14 protein-coding genes are annotated in these 14872 nt (G+C 59.1%); 3 read left to right on the top strand and 11 right to left on the bottom strand.

The features are described 5' to 3' along the window. Window positions 1-55 precede the first annotated feature (55 nt). The gene (locus LHAB_RS10860) at window positions 56-1585 is read left to right on the top strand and encodes a helicase HerA-like C-terminal domain-containing protein (RefSeq protein WP_090046225.1); all 1530 of its coding nucleotides are present in this window, start codon (window positions 56-58) and stop codon (window positions 1583-1585) included. 63 nt (window positions 1586-1648) lie between these two features. On the opposite strand, the gene rplI is transcribed toward LHAB_RS10860, so the two are convergent. The 6 genes from rplI to ppsA all read right to left on the bottom strand — a co-directional run bounded on the left by rplI (window position 1649) and on the right by ppsA (window position 7713). Then, on the bottom strand, window positions 1649-2101 hold the full coding sequence (gene rplI / locus LHAB_RS10855; protein ID WP_090046222.1) for a 50S ribosomal protein L9: 453 nt from the start codon (window positions 2099-2101) through the stop codon (window positions 1649-1651). A gap of 11 nt (window positions 2102-2112) precedes the next feature. Next, window positions 2113-2394 (bottom strand): 30S ribosomal protein S18, encoded by a 282-nt coding sequence (gene rpsR, locus LHAB_RS10850; protein ID WP_019427495.1) that lies wholly within the window; start codon window positions 2392-2394, stop codon window positions 2113-2115. Between the two features lie 14 nt (window positions 2395-2408). Further along, entirely contained in the window at window positions 2409-2696 is a 288-nt protein-coding gene (gene priB, locus LHAB_RS10845; RefSeq protein WP_090046219.1) for a primosomal replication protein N, read from the bottom strand. A gap of 17 nt (window positions 2697-2713) precedes the next feature. Further along, window positions 2714-3079 (bottom strand): 30S ribosomal protein S6, encoded by a 366-nt coding sequence (rpsF, locus tag LHAB_RS10840; protein ID WP_062404990.1) that lies wholly within the window; start codon window positions 3077-3079, stop codon window positions 2714-2716. A gap of 94 nt (window positions 3080-3173) precedes the next feature. After that, window positions 3174-5288 carry a VC_2705 family sodium/solute symporter gene (locus LHAB_RS10835; RefSeq protein WP_090047907.1) on the bottom strand — a complete coding sequence of 705 codons (2115 nt, stop codon included), beginning with the start codon at window positions 5286-5288 and terminating at the stop codon, window positions 3174-3176. Between the two features lie 34 nt (window positions 5289-5322). Then, window positions 5323-7713, bottom strand: a complete 2391-nt coding sequence (gene ppsA / locus LHAB_RS10830) for a phosphoenolpyruvate synthase (RefSeq protein ID WP_090046216.1) — start codon at window positions 7711-7713, stop codon at window positions 5323-5325. A gap of 145 nt (window positions 7714-7858) precedes the next feature. Between ppsA and LHAB_RS10825 the strand changes: the two genes are divergently transcribed. Next, on the top strand, window positions 7859-8680 hold the full coding sequence (locus LHAB_RS10825) for a posphoenolpyruvate synthetase regulatory kinase/phosphorylase PpsR (RefSeq protein WP_090046214.1): 822 nt from the start codon (window positions 7859-7861) through the stop codon (window positions 8678-8680). 9 nt (window positions 8681-8689) lie between these two features. Here LHAB_RS10825 and glmM read toward each other — a convergent pair whose 3' ends face one another. From glmM to LHAB_RS10805, 4 genes are all read right to left on the bottom strand, one after another. Next, window positions 8690-10018 (bottom strand): phosphoglucosamine mutase, encoded by a 1329-nt coding sequence (gene glmM / locus LHAB_RS10820; protein WP_090046211.1) that lies wholly within the window; start codon window positions 10016-10018, stop codon window positions 8690-8692. Window positions 10019-10105: 87 nt separating this feature from the next. After that, the gene (gene folP / locus LHAB_RS10815; protein WP_090047906.1) at window positions 10106-10960 is read right to left on the bottom strand and encodes a dihydropteroate synthase; all 855 of its coding nucleotides are present in this window, start codon (window positions 10958-10960) and stop codon (window positions 10106-10108) included. Between the two features lie 95 nt (window positions 10961-11055). Continuing rightward, window positions 11056-12972 carry an ATP-dependent zinc metalloprotease FtsH gene (gene ftsH / locus LHAB_RS10810; protein ID WP_090046208.1) on the bottom strand — a complete coding sequence of 639 codons (1917 nt, stop codon included), beginning with the start codon at window positions 12970-12972 and terminating at the stop codon, window positions 11056-11058. A 106-nt stretch (window positions 12973-13078) separates the two neighbouring features. Then, entirely contained in the window at window positions 13079-13741 is a 663-nt protein-coding gene (locus LHAB_RS10805) for an RlmE family RNA methyltransferase (protein WP_090046206.1), read from the bottom strand. A 31-nt stretch (window positions 13742-13772) separates the two neighbouring features. On the opposite strand from LHAB_RS10805, the gene LHAB_RS10800 reads away from it, so the two are divergent. Next, window positions 13773-14246: a YhbY family RNA-binding protein gene (locus LHAB_RS10800; protein ID WP_090046203.1), complete on the top strand. Its 474-nt coding sequence runs from the start codon at window positions 13773-13775 to the stop codon at window positions 14244-14246. A 67-nt stretch (window positions 14247-14313) separates the two neighbouring features. On the opposite strand, the gene greA is transcribed toward LHAB_RS10800, so the two are convergent. Then, complete coding sequence (gene greA, locus LHAB_RS10795; protein ID WP_090046202.1) at window positions 14314-14790, bottom strand: transcription elongation factor GreA; 477 nt, start codon at window positions 14788-14790, stop codon at window positions 14314-14316. Window positions 14791-14872 lie beyond the last annotated feature (82 nt).

Here is a 14872-nt window from a genome sequence, read left to right as displayed (position 1 = left end):
GTTGATTTAACCTAGAGGCTGAATTTTACTTTTCACTCCGGGGAGGGAATTTTCGATGGCTGATCCGATGTTGATTGCTCAAAACGATCAAGCGCAGTGCCACCTGCTGCCAGGTCTCGCCAACCGCCACGGCCTGATCACCGGCGCCACCGGCACCGGGAAAACCGTGACCTTGCAAACCTTGGCCGAAAACTTTTCGCGCATGGGGGTGCCGGTCTTCATGGCCGACGTCAAAGGCGACCTGACCGGGGTCAGTCAAGCAGGCAAGATCGGCGACAAACTGGCCGCCGTGTTGAAAGACCGCGGACTGGCACTGCCCGAGTCACTGGCCTGCCCCACCACCGTGTGGGACGTGTTTGGCGAGCAAGGCCACCCGGTGCGCGCCACCATCTCTGACATGGGTCCTTTGCTGCTCACGCGCATGCTGGGTCTGAACGACACCCAAGCTGGGGTACTCAACCTGGTGTTCAAGATCGCCGACGACAACGGCTTGCTGCTGCTGGACATGAAAGACCTGCGGGCCATGCTGCAGTACGTGGGCGACAACGCCAAACAGTTCACCACCGAGTACGGCAACATCAGCGCGGCCAGCATCGGGGCCATCCAGCGCGGCTTGGTGCAGATCGAGACACAGGGCGGCGACCGGTTCTTTGGCGAGCCCATGCTCAACATCGAAGACTTCATGCAGACCGACGCGCAAGGCCTGGGGGTGGTGAACATCCTGGCGGCCGACAAGCTCATGAATTCGCCGCGCCTGTACGCCACTTTCTTGCTGTGGCTGCTGTCTGAATTGTTCGAGGTGTTGCCCGAAATCGGCGACCCGGAAAAACCCAAGCTGGTCTTCTTTTTCGACGAGGCGCACTTGCTGTTCAAGGATGCGCCCGCGGCACTCATCGAGCGCATCGAGCTGGTGGTGCGCTTGGTGCGCTCCAAAGGCGTAGGGGTGTACTTCGTCACGCAAAACCCGCTGGACATTCCCGACAGTGTGCTGGGCCAGCTGGGCAACCGGGTGCAGCACGCCCTTCGCGCCTACACACCGCGCGATCAAAAAGCCGTGAAATCGACCGCGCAAACCATGCGCCCCAAGGCAGGCTTGGACATCGAAGCGGCCATCACCGAGTTGGCCGTGGGCGAGGCTTTGGTGAGCTTTTTGGACGCCAAAGGCCGCCCCTGCGAGACCGAGCGGGTGTTTGTGCTGCCCCCAGGCAGCCAACTGGGCCCCATCACACCCGCCCAGCGCCAAACGCTCATAGAAGGCTCCTTGGTGGCCGGGGTGTACGAGCAAGCCCTGGACCGCGAGTCGGCTTATGAACGCATCAAGGGCCAGGGCACGGCATCCGCCCAAGCCAGCGCAACGCCCCCTCTGTCGGGACAGACACCGGCTGGGAACGAGCCTGCCAGCGGCGGCTTGATGGGCGGCCTGTCTGACATGCTCTTTGGCAGCAGCGGCCCTCGCGGTGGGCAACGCGATGGCGTGGCCCAGTTGGTGGTCAAAAGTGCCGTGCGCACCGTGGGCTCGGCCATCGGGCGGGAAATCGTGCGCGGCGTGCTCGGCGGATTGCTGGGTTCCAGCCGTCGCCGCTGATCACAGACGAAAAAAAACCGCCGTGTGACACACGGCGGTTTTTCGCAGAGGGTCTGACGACGTTCAGGCTGTTTCGCCCAACACGGTCACGGTCAGGTCCACCACCACGTCGGTGTGCAAAGCCACCGCCACGGTGGATTCGCTCACGGTTTTGATGGGGCCATGCGGCATGCGGATCTGCGACTTCACCAGCTTGTAGCCTTGTTTGTTCAGCTCTTCGGCGATGTCGTGGTTGGTCACAGAACCAAACAAACGGCCATCGACGCCGGCTTTTTGCGACAACTTGACCACCAGGCCAGACAATTTCTCGCCTTCGGCTTGGGCTTGGGCCAGTTTGGCAGCAGCCGCTTTCTCCAACTCAACGCGGCGAGCTTCGAACTCGGCCTTGTTGGTCTCGGTGGCGCGGCGAGCGCGACCTTGTGGGATCAGGAAGTTGCGAGCGTAGCCGTCTTTGACTTTGACGATATCGCCCAGATTACCCAGGTTCACAACCTTTTCGAGCAGGATGATTTGCATGGTTGGACTCCTTAGACTTTGTGCTGATCGGTGTAGGGCAACATGGCCAAAAAGCGTGCGCGCTTGATGGCGGTGTTGAGCTGGCGCTGGAAGATGGCACGGGTGCCCGTCAAGCGTGCGGGAATGATCTTGCCGTTTTCGGCGATGAAGTCACGCAGGGTGTCCACATCTTTGTAGTCGATTTCTTCGACACCAGTCACGGTGAAGCGGCAAAAGCGCTTGCGCTTGAACAGCAGTGACTGGGTGTTGCGCTTGGGGCGCTTGTCTTTGTTGAATTTTTTGAACGTGGCCATGGGGCCTCCTGAAATTAATCTTGCTGAAACTCTTGAATGTGCAACACGACACTTTTGCCTTGTCGAGGGGTGGCCAAAAAGCCCCGAAACGTCCAAACACTGCCTACCGCTTGCTTGACCAGGGTTTCAGCCTGAGACCCGAAGGCCAAGGCACGAAGCTTCAACTGGACTTTGCGCATTTGCCCGGCCTCTTGTAGTTCAGAGGCATGCTCGAGAATCAAATCCAGAGCGGGCAAACCGGCGGGGGTGTATCGCAAAGCGGCTTGCTCGGCAATACAGGCGGTCAGTTCGGTACGGTTCACTCCTCAACAGGCACGTGTCAAGCGGCGAATTCGGCTTGTTGGGACTTGCGGGCTTCTTCGCGCTCGACGGTCTTCATCATGGACGAAGGGCCTGTCTCGGCTTTTTTCTTCAGCACCGTCAAGTGACGCAACACGGCGTCGTTGAACTTGAAGGCGTGCTCGAGTTCAGCCATGACCGCTTGGTCGGCTTCGATGTTCACGCACAGGTAGTGGGCTTTGCCCAGCTTGTTGATCTGGTATGCCAGTTGACGGCGGCCCCAGTCTTCAACACGGTGGATGCTGCCACCGCCGGCAGTGATCATGCCTTTGTAACGCTCCAGCATGGCTGGAACTTGTTCGGACTGATCGGGATGGATCAGCAAAATGATTTCGTAATGACGCATTGAGACTCCTTGCGGTTAACCCAAAAGGTTGGAAAAGCCGCCCCCAGCGTCTGTCGGGGTGCGGCAAGGCGAAGCCTGCGATTATAGCTTGAAATCAAAGCCCGGGATAGCCACGCGAGGCGTCTCCCGAAGGGGGTTCCAAGGGATTGCGGGGCTTGGCCCAGCGCTCAGGCAGCAACAAAGTCAACAAAACCATCACCCCAAAGCCTGTGGGAACACCAAAAACGCCCGCAGACAGCGGCTGAATGCCAAACCACAAGCCAGCACTGGGCTCCAAACCCCAAAAGTGTCGAAACCCAGGCGCATTGACCACCATGTAATACAGCGTCACCCCCAAACCTGCCAACATGCCAGCCACCGCAGCGGGTCGATGGACTTTGGGCCAAATCATGCCCAGAACCATGCCCGGGAAAAACGCGGCCGCTGCCAGCGAAAAAGAGGTCGAGACCAAGGCTAGGATTTCGGCCGGCTTGAAAGCAGCCACCACAGCCGCCAGCATGGCGACCGCCAAAAGGGCGAACTTGGACAGGATGACACGCCCTTCGGCTGATTTGGGCTTGCGTTCCCGCCCGGGCCCGATGTCGTGCACCAGGGCATTGCTGATGGTCAAAAGCAAGCCATCGGCCGTCGACAAGGCCGCGGCCAAACCCCCAGCGGCCACCAAACCCGACACCACAAAGGGCATACCGCCCATCTCGGGTGTGGCCAGCATGACCATGTCGGCCCCCAACTTGAGCTCCCCCAATTGCAGCACGCGGTCACCGTTGACATCGGAGAACTCCAGCAGCGCAGAATCCAGACGTGCCCATTGGGCCATCCAGCTGGGCAAATCTTCAAAACTGCTGCCCACCAAGTTGTTCATGACCTCAAACTTCACCAGCACCGCCAAGGCCGGCACGCTCCAATACAGCAAGCCAATGAAAAAGAGCGACCAGGCTACCGAACTGCGCGCCTGTGCCACCGAAGGGACGGTGTAAAAACGGGTCAGCAAATGCGGCAAGCCCGCCGTGCCCACCATCAGGCAAAACACCAAGGCCATGAAATTGAGACGCGACGCCTCAAATACTTGGACCTCTTGGGGACTGCCTTGGGGGTTGCCTGCAAAAGCCTGCGTGTGTGCAGGCATACCCCCCAACGGCTTGGCCCGTTCGCGGTTTTCATGCATGGCACGGGTCCATTGCTCACGGGCAGAGGCGGCATCACGAGGCACCGCCAACAACTCGCGCCTGGCGTGTGTGATGGCCGTGTAATCGGCCGATTGGTCCTTCAGCACCCGGATTTTGTCTTCCAGCTCCTGGCGCAGCGCCAACAGGGCACTTTCAACATGTTGCAAACGGGCCTCGTAAACCTGGGCGCGACGAGCAAACTCCTCGCGCACTTCGATTTCACCAGGGTCGTTGATCAACTTTTTCTCAATGGCCTCGATCTGTGCCAACTGCTGCCCGTACACCAAAGGGGCCAAAGGGCTTCCGAGTTGCTTGTAGGCCAGCCAGGACACAGGGATCATGAACGCCAGCAACAACATGATGTACTGGGCCACCTGGGTCCAGGTGATGGCACGCATGCCCCCCAGAAAAGAACACAGCAAGACGCCGCCCAGCCCGAGCAAAATGCCAATTTCGAACTGAACACCCGTCAGGCGTGAAGCGATCAGCCCGATGCCGTAGATCTGGGCCACCACGTAAGTGAAAGAGCAAAGCACAGAAGCGAGTGCGGCAATGATGCGCGGCCATCGCCCTCCATAGCGGTGGTGGAAATAATCAGGCAAGGTGTAGAGCTCCATCGCCCGCAACTGTGGCGCGATCAGCAAGGCCACCAGACAAAAACCGCCCGTCCAACCCAACACGTAGGCCAGACCACCGGGCTGTTGGCCACTGCCAGAAAAACCCTGCAGGTAAAGCGCTCCTGCCAGGCTGATGAAAGAAGCCGCGCTCATCCAGTCCGCCGCTGTGGCCATGCCGTTGTACATCGCAGGGATGCGCCGCCCGGCCACGTAATACTCATCTTCGTCGGTGGTCCGGCTCGAAATGCCAATCAAGGCATACATCATCACCGTGGTGAACAAAAAGATGGGGCCAATCAGGTTGCGCGACAAGCCCCATTGTTCAGCCCAGGCCATGGCGCCAATCAGGGCGCCCAGAATGGCGACATAAACCAGCACATTGCGATGAAGCCGCCAGTGGTAGGCGGCAGTGGAACGGTCTGCCATGGCGGGTTTCATCTCACAGTCTGAAGCGCCGGCATCAACGACCCAGCTGGGTCCAGGTCTCGATGACGGTGTCCGGATTCAAGGAAATCGAGCTGATGCCCTGGTCCATGAGCCAATGCGCGAAGTCCGGATGGTCGGAGGGGCCTTGGCCACAAATACCGATGTACTTGCCCTGTGCCAAACAGGCTTGGATGGCCTGCGAGATCAAGGCTGTGACCGCCGGATCGCGTTCGTCAAAATCAGCGGCCAGCAACTCCATACCCGAGTCACGGTCCAGCCCCAAAGTCAACTGGGTCAGGTCGTTCGAGCCGATGGAGAAGCCATCAAAGAACGCCAAAAATTGCTCGGCCAGGATGGCGTTGCTGGGCACTTCGCACATCATGATGACCTTGAGGCCATCTTCGCCACGACGCAAGCCTTGACTGGCCAGCAGCTGCGTGACTTTTTCGGCTTGGCCCAAGGTGCGCACAAAGGGCACCATGATCTGCACATTGGTCAGGCCCATTTCGCCGCGCACCCGCTTGAGGGCCTCGCATTCCATGGCAAAGGCTTCGCCAAAATCCCGGCTGATGTAACGTGCAGCACCGCGAAAGCCGAGCATCGGGTTTTCTTCTTCCGGCTCGTAGCGGCTGCCGCCAATGAGTTTGCGGTACTCGTTGCTCTTGAAATCCGACAAACGCACGATCACTGGCTTGGGCCAGAAAGCGGCGGCGATGCTGGCCACGCCTTCGGTCACTTTGTCCACATAAAAAGCGCGCGGGGAAGCGTGACCACGGGCCACCGATTCGACGGCTTTTTTCAAATCGGCATCGATGGCGGGGTAATCCAAGATGGCCTTGGGGTGCACACCAATGTTGTTGTTGATGATGAACTCCAACCGCGCCAGGCCCACGCCGGCATTGGGCAGTTGGGCAAAATCAAAGGCCAGCTGGGGGTTGCCCACGTTCATCATGATCTTGGTCTTGATTTCGGGCAGAACGCCGCGTTGGATTTCGCTGATTTCGGTTTCCAGCAAGCCATCGTAAATGTGACCGGTATCCCCCTCGGCGCAGCTGACGGTGACCAAAGTGCCTTCGCTCAGTTGCTCGGTGGCATTGCCGCAACCCACCACCGCCGGGATGCCCAGCTCACGGGCAATGATGGCGGCGTGGCAAGTGCGTCCGCCCCGGTTGGTGACGATGGCGCTGGCGCGTTTCATCACGGGCTCCCAGTTGGGGTCGGTCATGTCGGTCACCAGCACATCGCCGGGTTGGACCTTGTCCATCTCGCTGATGTTGTGCACCAAGCGCACGGGTCCTGTACCGATCTTTTGGCCAATGGCCCGACCCTCGGCCAAGATGGCACTTTTGCCCTTGAGCTTGTAACGCAACTCGGGCGTGCCTTTGGCCTGGCTTTTCACCGTCTCGGGGCGCGCTTGCAGGATGTAGAGCAATCCGTCGGTGCCATCTTTGCCCCACTCGATGTCCATGGGGCGACCGTAATGCTGCTCGATCACCACCGCATAACGGGCCAATTGCTCGACCTCATCGTCGGTCAGGCTGTAACGGTTGCGCAGTTCGGTGGGCACATCGGTGGTTTTGACCAGCTTGCCCGATGCGGCCTTTTCTTCAGGGGTGGCAAACACCATCTCGATGAGCTTGGAGCCCAGGTTTCGGCGGATCACGCTGCGCTTGCCCGCGGCCAGCATGGGTTTGTGCACGTAGAACTCGTCCGGATTCACCGCACCTTGCACCACCGTCTCACCCAATCCGTAGCTGGAGGTGATGAACACCACATCTTCAAAGCCAGACTCGGTGTCAATGGTGAACATGACACCCGCAGCGCCCAAGTCCGATCGCACCATGCGCTGCACGCCGGCCGACAAGGCCACGTCAGCATGGGCAAAGCCCTTGTGCACGCGGTAGCTGATGGCGCGGTCGTTGTACAGGGACGCAAACACCTCTTTCATCTTGTGCAGCACGTCCTCGATGCCGACCACATTCAGGAAAGTTTCCTGCTGGCCTGCAAAGGAGGCGTCGGGCAAGTCTTCGGCCGTGGCTGAAGAGCGCACCGCAAATGAAGCCTCAGGATTGCTGCCTTGCAGGCGTACAAACGCTTCGCGAATGGCTTGCGCCAGATCGGCTGGAAAAGGTTGGGCTTCGACCATGGCACGGATTTCGGCGCCTGCAGCCGCCAAGGCTCGCACATCGTCGGTATCCAAGGCATCCAAGCGGGCGTTGATGCGCTCGGTCAAGCCACCAAAAGCCAAAAACTGGCGGAAGGCATGGGCGGTGGTGGCAAAGCCCGTGGGCACGCGCACCCCCGAAGGCAACTGGGAAATCATCTCCCCCAAACTGGCGTTTTTGCCACCGACCGACTCGACATCGGTCATGCGCAACAACTCAAAGGGAACGACCAGGGCGGTCTCACTGAACAGATCAGACATACTAAAGCTCCAAAGTTAAAACCGGGCTTCCAGGCGCTGTTCGGGGTTTTGCTTGTTCTTCGAATGGAACCCCGAGCCGACCGTGGTAGATAATCGACTGATTTTAGGGGTCTTGTTGACCTCGGCATTTGAAATCTTTGCAAGCATGTCAAAACGCACTGTTTTTTTCGTGTCTGACGGCACCGGCATCACCGCCGAGACTTTTGGCAACGCCATCTTGGCCCAGTTCGACATGAAAACGCGGCATGTGCGACTGCCCTTTACCGACACCATCGACAAAGCGCACCAAGCGGTGCGGCAAATCAACCACACCGCTGAGACCGAAGGCAACAAGCCCATTGTGTTCACCACCTTGGTCAACATGGATGTGCTCAAGGTGCTGCAGGAACACTGCCAAGGCATGCTGCTGGACATGTTCGGCACCTTTGTCAATCCGCTCGAAACCGAACTGGGCATCAAGTCACACCACCGGGTGGGCCGCTTTTCAGATGTCAGCAAAAGCCAGGAATACCACGACCGGATCGAGGCCATCAACTTTTCCTTGGCCCACGACGATGGCCAGTCCAACCGGGATTTGGAATCGGCCGATGTGATTTTGGTGGGTGTGAGCCGCAGTGGCAAAACCCCCACCAGCTTGTACCTGGCCATGCAGCACGGTCTCAAAGCGGCCAATTACCCCCTGATTCCGGAAGATTTTGACCGCAGGCAACTGCCCCCAGCCTTGGTGCCGCACCGCCAAAAAATCTTCGGCCTGAGCATCCACCCGGACCGCTTGGCTGAGATCCGCGCCGAACGCAGACCCAATTCACGCTACGCGAGCTTGGAGAACTGCCGCATGGAAGTCTCAGAAGGCGAGGCCATGATGCGCCGCTCAGGCATCCGTTGGCTGTCCACCACGACCAAGTCGATCGAAGAGATTGCTACTACCATCTTGCAGGAAATCAAGCCGGAGCGGTTGATTTACTGAGTGCGCGCTTCAAGCCAGGGTGGCGGCGATGCGTTCGGCGCATTGTCTGGCCTGATCGGCATCCCGCGCCTCGACCATGACGCGCACCAAGGGCTCTGTCCCGCTGGCACGGATCAAGACCCGCCCCGACTCGCCCAATTGCGCCTCTGCCTCGCGTGTGGCGTCCCACAAAGGCTGATGGCCTTCCCAGTCAAAACCAGGCTTCAAACGCACATTGATCAGTGTCTGCGGAAACAATGTGATGCCTTCCAGCAATTGGGCCATGGTCTGGCCGCTGCCCATGCAAGCTTGCAGCACCTGCAAAGCGCTCACCAAACCGTCCCCGGTGGTGTGCTTGTCCAAGGCCAGCAAATGGCCGGAACCCTCGCCGCCCAACAGCCAGCCCTTCTCGTGCAAGACCTCCAGCACATACCGATCCCCCACCTTGGCGCGCACAAATTGCACGCCACGCTGTTGGAGGGCCACTTCCACCGCCAGGTTGGTCATCAGGGTGCCCACCGCACCCGGCACGGCTTCGTCCCGGGCCAGCCGGTCCACAACCATCAAATACAAGAGCTCATCCCCGTTGAAGAGTCGACCGCTCGCATCCACGAATTGAAGGCGGTCGGCATCGCCATCGAGCGCAATCCCGTAGTGCGCCCGGTGGTCCTTGACCGCCTGCACCAAGGCCTGAGGGTGGGTCGCGCCCACACCTTTGTTGATGTTCAGCCCGTCGGGCGAACAGCCGATGGCGATCACTTCGGCGCCCAGTTCATGGAACACTTTGGGCGCGATTTGGTAGGCGGCTCCGTGGGCCGCGTCCACCACGATTTTCAGCCCCTTGAGCGTCAAATCGTTCGAAAAAGTACTCTTGCAAAACTCGATGTAGCGACCTGCGGCATCGTCCAGACGCCGGGTTTTGCCCAAAGCGGCTGAATCCACCCAAACCGGGTCTTCGAGCAAGGTGGCCTCCACCGTTTCTTCCCAGCTGTCAGACAATTTCTGGCCTTGGGCACTGAAAAACTTGATCCCGTTGTCCGCAAACGGGTTGTGGCTGGCACTGATCACCACCCCCAAAGAGGCGCGCTGTGCACGGGTCAAATAGGCAACCGCAGGCGTGGGCACAGGTCCCAGCAAAACCACATCCACCCCCGCCGAGTTGAAGCCCGACTCCAGGGCGCTTTCCAGCATGTAGCCAGAAATCCGCGTGTCTTTGCCAATCAGCACCGTGGGGTGCGCTTCCTGAGACTTCAAGACACGGCCCACGGCATGCGCCAATCGCAAAATGAAATCGGGCGTGATGGGGCGGTGTCCCACCGTGCCGCGAATGCCGTCCGTCCCGAAATATTGACGTGCCATGTGTGACATCCTGATTGTTTTTATGAATAAAAGAATTTTAGCTGGCGCATCACGTCCGAAAACTGACGAGCCATCGTTTTCCGTGCGTCAAGACGCAGTACCGCTCTGGCGCATGGCACGCCAGATCTTGAGAGCGTCCGCCGTTTCCTTGACATCGTGCACCCGAACCACAGAGGCGCCCCGCTCCACCGCGAGCAAAGCTGCAGCCACACTGGCCACCTGCCTTTGGGCCGGTTGCGGCACTTGCCCATCTTGGGTCAGCGCCGCACCCAAAGCCGATTTCCTGGACCACCCCGCCAACACAGGTCGTCCCAAGCGCAACAAATCCGCCTGCCTGGCCAGCAGTTGGAAATTTTGCGCCACCGTTTTGCCAAAGCCGATGCCGGGGTCGAGCACCAGTCTGGACGCGGACACTCCTGCATGCAAAAGAGTGGCCACACGTTCTTGCAAAAAAATTTCGACCTGTTTCGGCGCATCGCCCGTCATCGGTTCAATTTGCATGGTTTGGGGGTCTCGGTGCATGTGCATCAAACACACGCCGCAGCTCGGGTGTGCCACCACCACCTGCTCGGCACCCGGCTGTCGCAAAGCCCAGATGTCGTTGATGATGTCGACGCCCCAATCGAGCACCGCCTGCATCACTTGGGGTTTGCTGGTGTCCACAGAAATGGGAACCTGCCAGCGTACAACCTCACGCAAAAAAGGTTCAAGGCGCGCCAATTCCTGCGCCCAAGGCACCACCGCAGCGCCCGGACGGGTGGACTCGGCACCGATGTCCAATATGTCAGCGCCGTGGCTCAACAGTTGCTCGGCATGGCGCAAGGCTTGGGCCAGGTCGGCATTTTGTCCACCGTCCGAGAAAGAGTCGGGCGTGAGGTTGACAATGCCCATGACCTGAGGCTGCGACAGCTCGAGATCAAAGCGGGTGGTTTGCCAGCGCATGGCTGTCATGGGGGGGGCGTTGGAAGCGTCCATCAAGGTGATTCCATGAAAAACGGGGCCCGAAGGCCCCGCTCTTGATGGCGGATCTTGAAGAATCAAGCCGCCGTGGTGGCTGGCTCTGGCTGAACCGCGGGGGTCCCGCCGCCGTTGCCGCCACCCGATGGCGGCGTGCGGGGTGTCCAGTCCTTGGGAGGCAAAGGATCACGGCCCGCCATGATGTCAGCGATCTGGTCTTTGTCGATGGTTTCCCACTCGAGCAAGGCCTTGGCCATGGCGTGCATCTGGGCGCTGTGTTCCTCAATCAAACGGCGTGCCAAGCTGTACTGCTCGTCGATGATGCGGCGCACCTCGAGATCCACCTTTTGCATGGTGGACTCGCTCATGTTGGTGGTCTTGGTGACCGAGCGGCCCAGAAACACTTCGCCTTCGTTTTCGGCATACACCATCGGACCCAGGGCATCGGTCATGCCGTAACGCATGACCATGTCACGGGCAATGGAGGTGGCACGCTCGAAGTCGTTGCTCGCGCCCGTGGTCATCTGGTGCATGAACACTTCCTCGGCAATGCGCCCACCAAACAGCATGCTGATCTGGTTGAGCATGAACTCCTTGTCGTAGCTGTAGCGGTCCTTCTCGGGCAAGCTCATGGTCACGCCCAAGGCGCGGCCACGGGGAATGATGGTGACCTTGTGCACAGGATCGCACTTGGGCAGCAAATTGCCGATGAGGGCGTGCCCTGCTTCGTGGTAGGCCGTGTTGCGGCGCTCTTCCTCGGGCATGACCATGCTCTTGCGCTCGGGGCCCATCAGGATCTTGTCTTTGGCCTTTTCAAAGTCGACCATCTCCACCACGCGGGCGTTGCGACGTGCCGCCATCAAGGCCGCTTCGTTGCACAGGTTGGCCAGATCGGCGCCGCTCATGCCGGGCGTACCACGTGCGATCACGGCCGCATTCACGTCCTGTCCGATCGGGACTTTGCGCATGTGCACGTTCAGGATTTGCTCGCGACCCCGGATGTCGGGCAAGGTCACATAAACCTGACGGTCAAAACGGCCGGGGCGCAGCAAGGCTGCGTCCAGAATGTCTGGCCGGTTGGTGGCCGCCACAACGATCACCCCCAGATTGGTTTCAAAGCCATCCATCTCGACGAGCATCTGGTTGAGGGTTTGCTCGCGTTCGTCGTTGCCGCCGCCCAGGCCTGCGCCACGCTGGCGGCCGACCGCATCGATTTCGTCAATGAAAATGATGCAAGGTGCGTTCTTTTTGGCGTTTTCAAACATGTCGCGAACGCGGGATGCACCCACACCCACAAACATTTCAACAAAATCAGAACCCGAGATGCTGAAAAATGGCACTTTGGCTTCACCGGCGATGCTTTTGGCCAGCAGGGTCTTACCGGTTCCGGGGGGCCCCACCAACAGCAAACCGCGGGGAATGCGACCGCCCAATTTCTGAAAGCGTTGAGGATCCTTCAGGAAATCCACCACCTCTTTGACTTCTTCTTTGGCTTCGTCACAACCGGCCACATCCGCAAAAGTGGTGTTGTTGTTGTTTTCGTCCATCATGCGGGCCTTGGACTTGCCAAAACTGAACGCTCCACCCTTGCCGCCGCCTTGCATCTGGCGCATGAAATACACCCACACGCCAATCAGGAGCAGCATCGGACCCCAGCTGACCAGCAAGGTCATGAGCAAGGAACCCTCCTCACGGGGCTTGACGTCGAACTTCACGCCACTGTTGATCAGGTCGCCCACCAGACCACGGTCCAGGTAAGTGGCCGTCGTTTTGATGCGGCGGTCGTCGTTGGTGATGGCAACAATCTCTGTGCCACCAGGGCTCTCGGAAATGGTGGCGCTCTTGATCCGGTTACCGCGAACCTCTTCGAGGAAATCTGAATAGCCAATGGCATTCGCACCAGCGACACCACGGTTGTCAAATTGCTTGAACAAGGTGAACAGCACCATGGCAATCACCATCCAGACGGCAATTTTGGAAAACCAAGGGTTATTCAAGAGAGACTCCAATCGAAATAAATGACTGTCACCATTCTAGGCCTGCCAGAAGCCCAAACAAGAGATTCAGGGGGTTTTGGCCCTCTAAAAGCTGGGAATTAAGGCATCAAGCCCCGTGAATCAGGCCCATGCCCACCAAAAAAGTCTCCGAAGATTTGTCCCGGGAGGATTTGGGCTTGATCGGCTTGACCACCTTGAAAGTCTCCTTGAACATCTTGACGATTTGGCTGTAACCGCTGCCGTGAAAGACCTTGACCACCAAAGCGCCCTGCGGCTTCATGTGATTTTGGGCAAATTCCACGGCCAACTCGATCAGGTGCATGATCCGCGCCGCATCCGACGACTCGATGCCCGACAGATTGGGGGCCATGTCGGACACCACCACGTCGGCCTGCCGCCCTTGCAATGCGACCTCAAGCAGGGTCGCCACCTCGTTTTCACGAAAATCTCCCTGAATGAACTGCACCCCCTCCACCGGGGCCATGGGCAAGATGTCCAGAGCGATGATGCAGCCATTGAGCTCGCCCACCGCCGCGCCATCCGGTGACAAACGTCGGCGCAGGTACTGGCTCCAAGCCCCCGGGGCCGAGCCCAGGTCCACCACCAGATCGCCAGGGTGAATCAAGCCGAGTGTTTCGTCGATTTCCTTGAGTTTGTAAGCTGCCCGCGCCCGGTAACCCTCTTTGAGGGCCAGCTTCACATAGGTGTCATTCACATGGTCGTTCAACCACGCTTTGTTGACCTTTTTACTTTTGGTTTTGACTTTCATTCTTTTGCGTCCTTGCGGGGATAATACGGGGATGCCCCAAATACAACTCACACCTGCCGAGCGCAAAGTTTTTCGCGCCGATGCCCACCACCTCGACCCGGTCGTCATGATCGGCGGTGATGGTCTGACCCCAGCCGTCATCAAGGAAACCGAAGCGGCCCTGAACGCCCACGGCCTGATCAAGATCCGCGTCCTGGGCGATGACCGTGCCGCACGTGAAGCCATGTTCACCCAATTGGCCGATCAACTCAGCGCCGCGCCCATTCAGCACATTGGCAAACTGCTGATCCTTTGGCGGCCACAGCCTGAAAAAGTCAAAGAACACGACGAAGACCGCAAAGCCGGACCACGCGACTTCAAGATCCTCAAATACAGCTCACGCGGCGGCCAACGACCAGAAGTCAAAACCGTTCGTGTGCTGGGCAACCAGCGCCTGGCCGCAGGCGGACAGATCAAGCGGGCCAAGCCCAAGCAAAAATCGGTCAAAAAAGGTCGCCACGACTGACAGCGAACCGCCCGCATCGGGCTGACAACACCCACAAAGGCCGCCCAACAGCGGCCTTTGTTTAGACTCAAACGTAAGACACGCCCACGATCTCGTAGCGGCGCACGCCACCTGGTGCCTGAACTTCGGCCACATCGCCCTCTTCCTTGCCGATCAAGGCGCGTGCAATCGGGCTGCTGATGTTGATCAGGCCCAGTTTCAAATCGGCCTCGTCCTCGCCCACGATCTGGTAGGTCACAGCCTCACCCGAACTCTCGTCTTCCAACTCGACGGTGGTGCCAAACACCACACGCCCGCCCGCATCCACCGATACCGGGTCGATGATCTGCGCGGCGGAGAGTTTGCCTTCGATTTCCTGAATCCGGCCTTCAATGAAGCCCTGACGGTCTTTGGCCGCATCGTATTCGGCGTTCTCACTCAGGTCGCCTTGGGCACGCGCTTCAGCAATGGCCTGGATCACGCCGGGGCGGTCCACCGTTTTGAGGCGGTGCAACTCGTCCTTGAGTTTTTCAGCACCACGTTTGGTGATCGGGATGGTTGACATGTTCTGTTCTCCAAAAGCAAACCGCCGAGTTTTGAAACTCGGCGGTCATTGACAGCATTATGCCCTGCACCCTGACAGGGGC

Source organism: Limnohabitans sp. 2KL-27 (assembly GCF_001269345.1).
GTDB lineage: Bacteria > Pseudomonadota > Gammaproteobacteria > Burkholderiales > Burkholderiaceae_C > Limnohabitans_A.
The sequence above is the reverse complement of the archived record's forward strand: the minus strand, read 5'-3'. Positions and strand labels throughout refer to the sequence as shown.

Coding starts and splice junctions, on each gene's coding strand:
- rpsF (WP_062404990.1), bottom strand. CDS start 3,079: ATGCGTCATTACGAAATCATTTTGCTGATCCATCCCGATCAGTCCGAA.
- LHAB_RS10825 (WP_090046214.1), top strand. CDS start 7,859: ATGTCAAAACGCACTGTTTTTTTCGTGTCTGACGGCACCGGCATCACC.
- LHAB_RS10860 (WP_090046225.1), top strand. CDS start 56: ATGGCTGATCCGATGTTGATTGCTCAAAACGATCAAGCGCAGTGCCAC.
- LHAB_RS10805 (WP_090046206.1), bottom strand. CDS start 13,741: ATGAAAGTCAAAACCAAAAGTAAAAAGGTCAACAAAGCGTGGTTGAAC.
- rplI (WP_090046222.1), bottom strand. CDS start 2,101: ATGCAAATCATCCTGCTCGAAAAGGTTGTGAACCTGGGTAATCTGGGC.
- folP (WP_090047906.1), bottom strand. CDS start 10,960: ATGCGCTGGCAAACCACCCGCTTTGATCTCGAGCTGTCGCAGCCTCAG.
- ppsA (WP_090046216.1), bottom strand. CDS start 7,713: ATGTCTGATCTGTTCAGTGAGACCGCCCTGGTCGTTCCCTTTGAGTTG.
- LHAB_RS10800 (WP_090046203.1), top strand. CDS start 13,773: ATGCCCCAAATACAACTCACACCTGCCGAGCGCAAAGTTTTTCGCGCC.
- glmM (WP_090046211.1), bottom strand. CDS start 10,018: ATGGCACGTCAATATTTCGGGACGGACGGCATTCGCGGCACGGTGGGA.
- LHAB_RS10835 (WP_090047907.1), bottom strand. CDS start 5,288: ATGGCAGACCGTTCCACTGCCGCCTACCACTGGCGGCTTCATCGCAAT.
- rpsR (WP_019427495.1), bottom strand. CDS start 2,394: ATGGCCACGTTCAAAAAATTCAACAAAGACAAGCGCCCCAAGCGCAAC.
- greA (WP_090046202.1), bottom strand. CDS start 14,790: ATGTCAACCATCCCGATCACCAAACGTGGTGCTGAAAAACTCAAGGAC.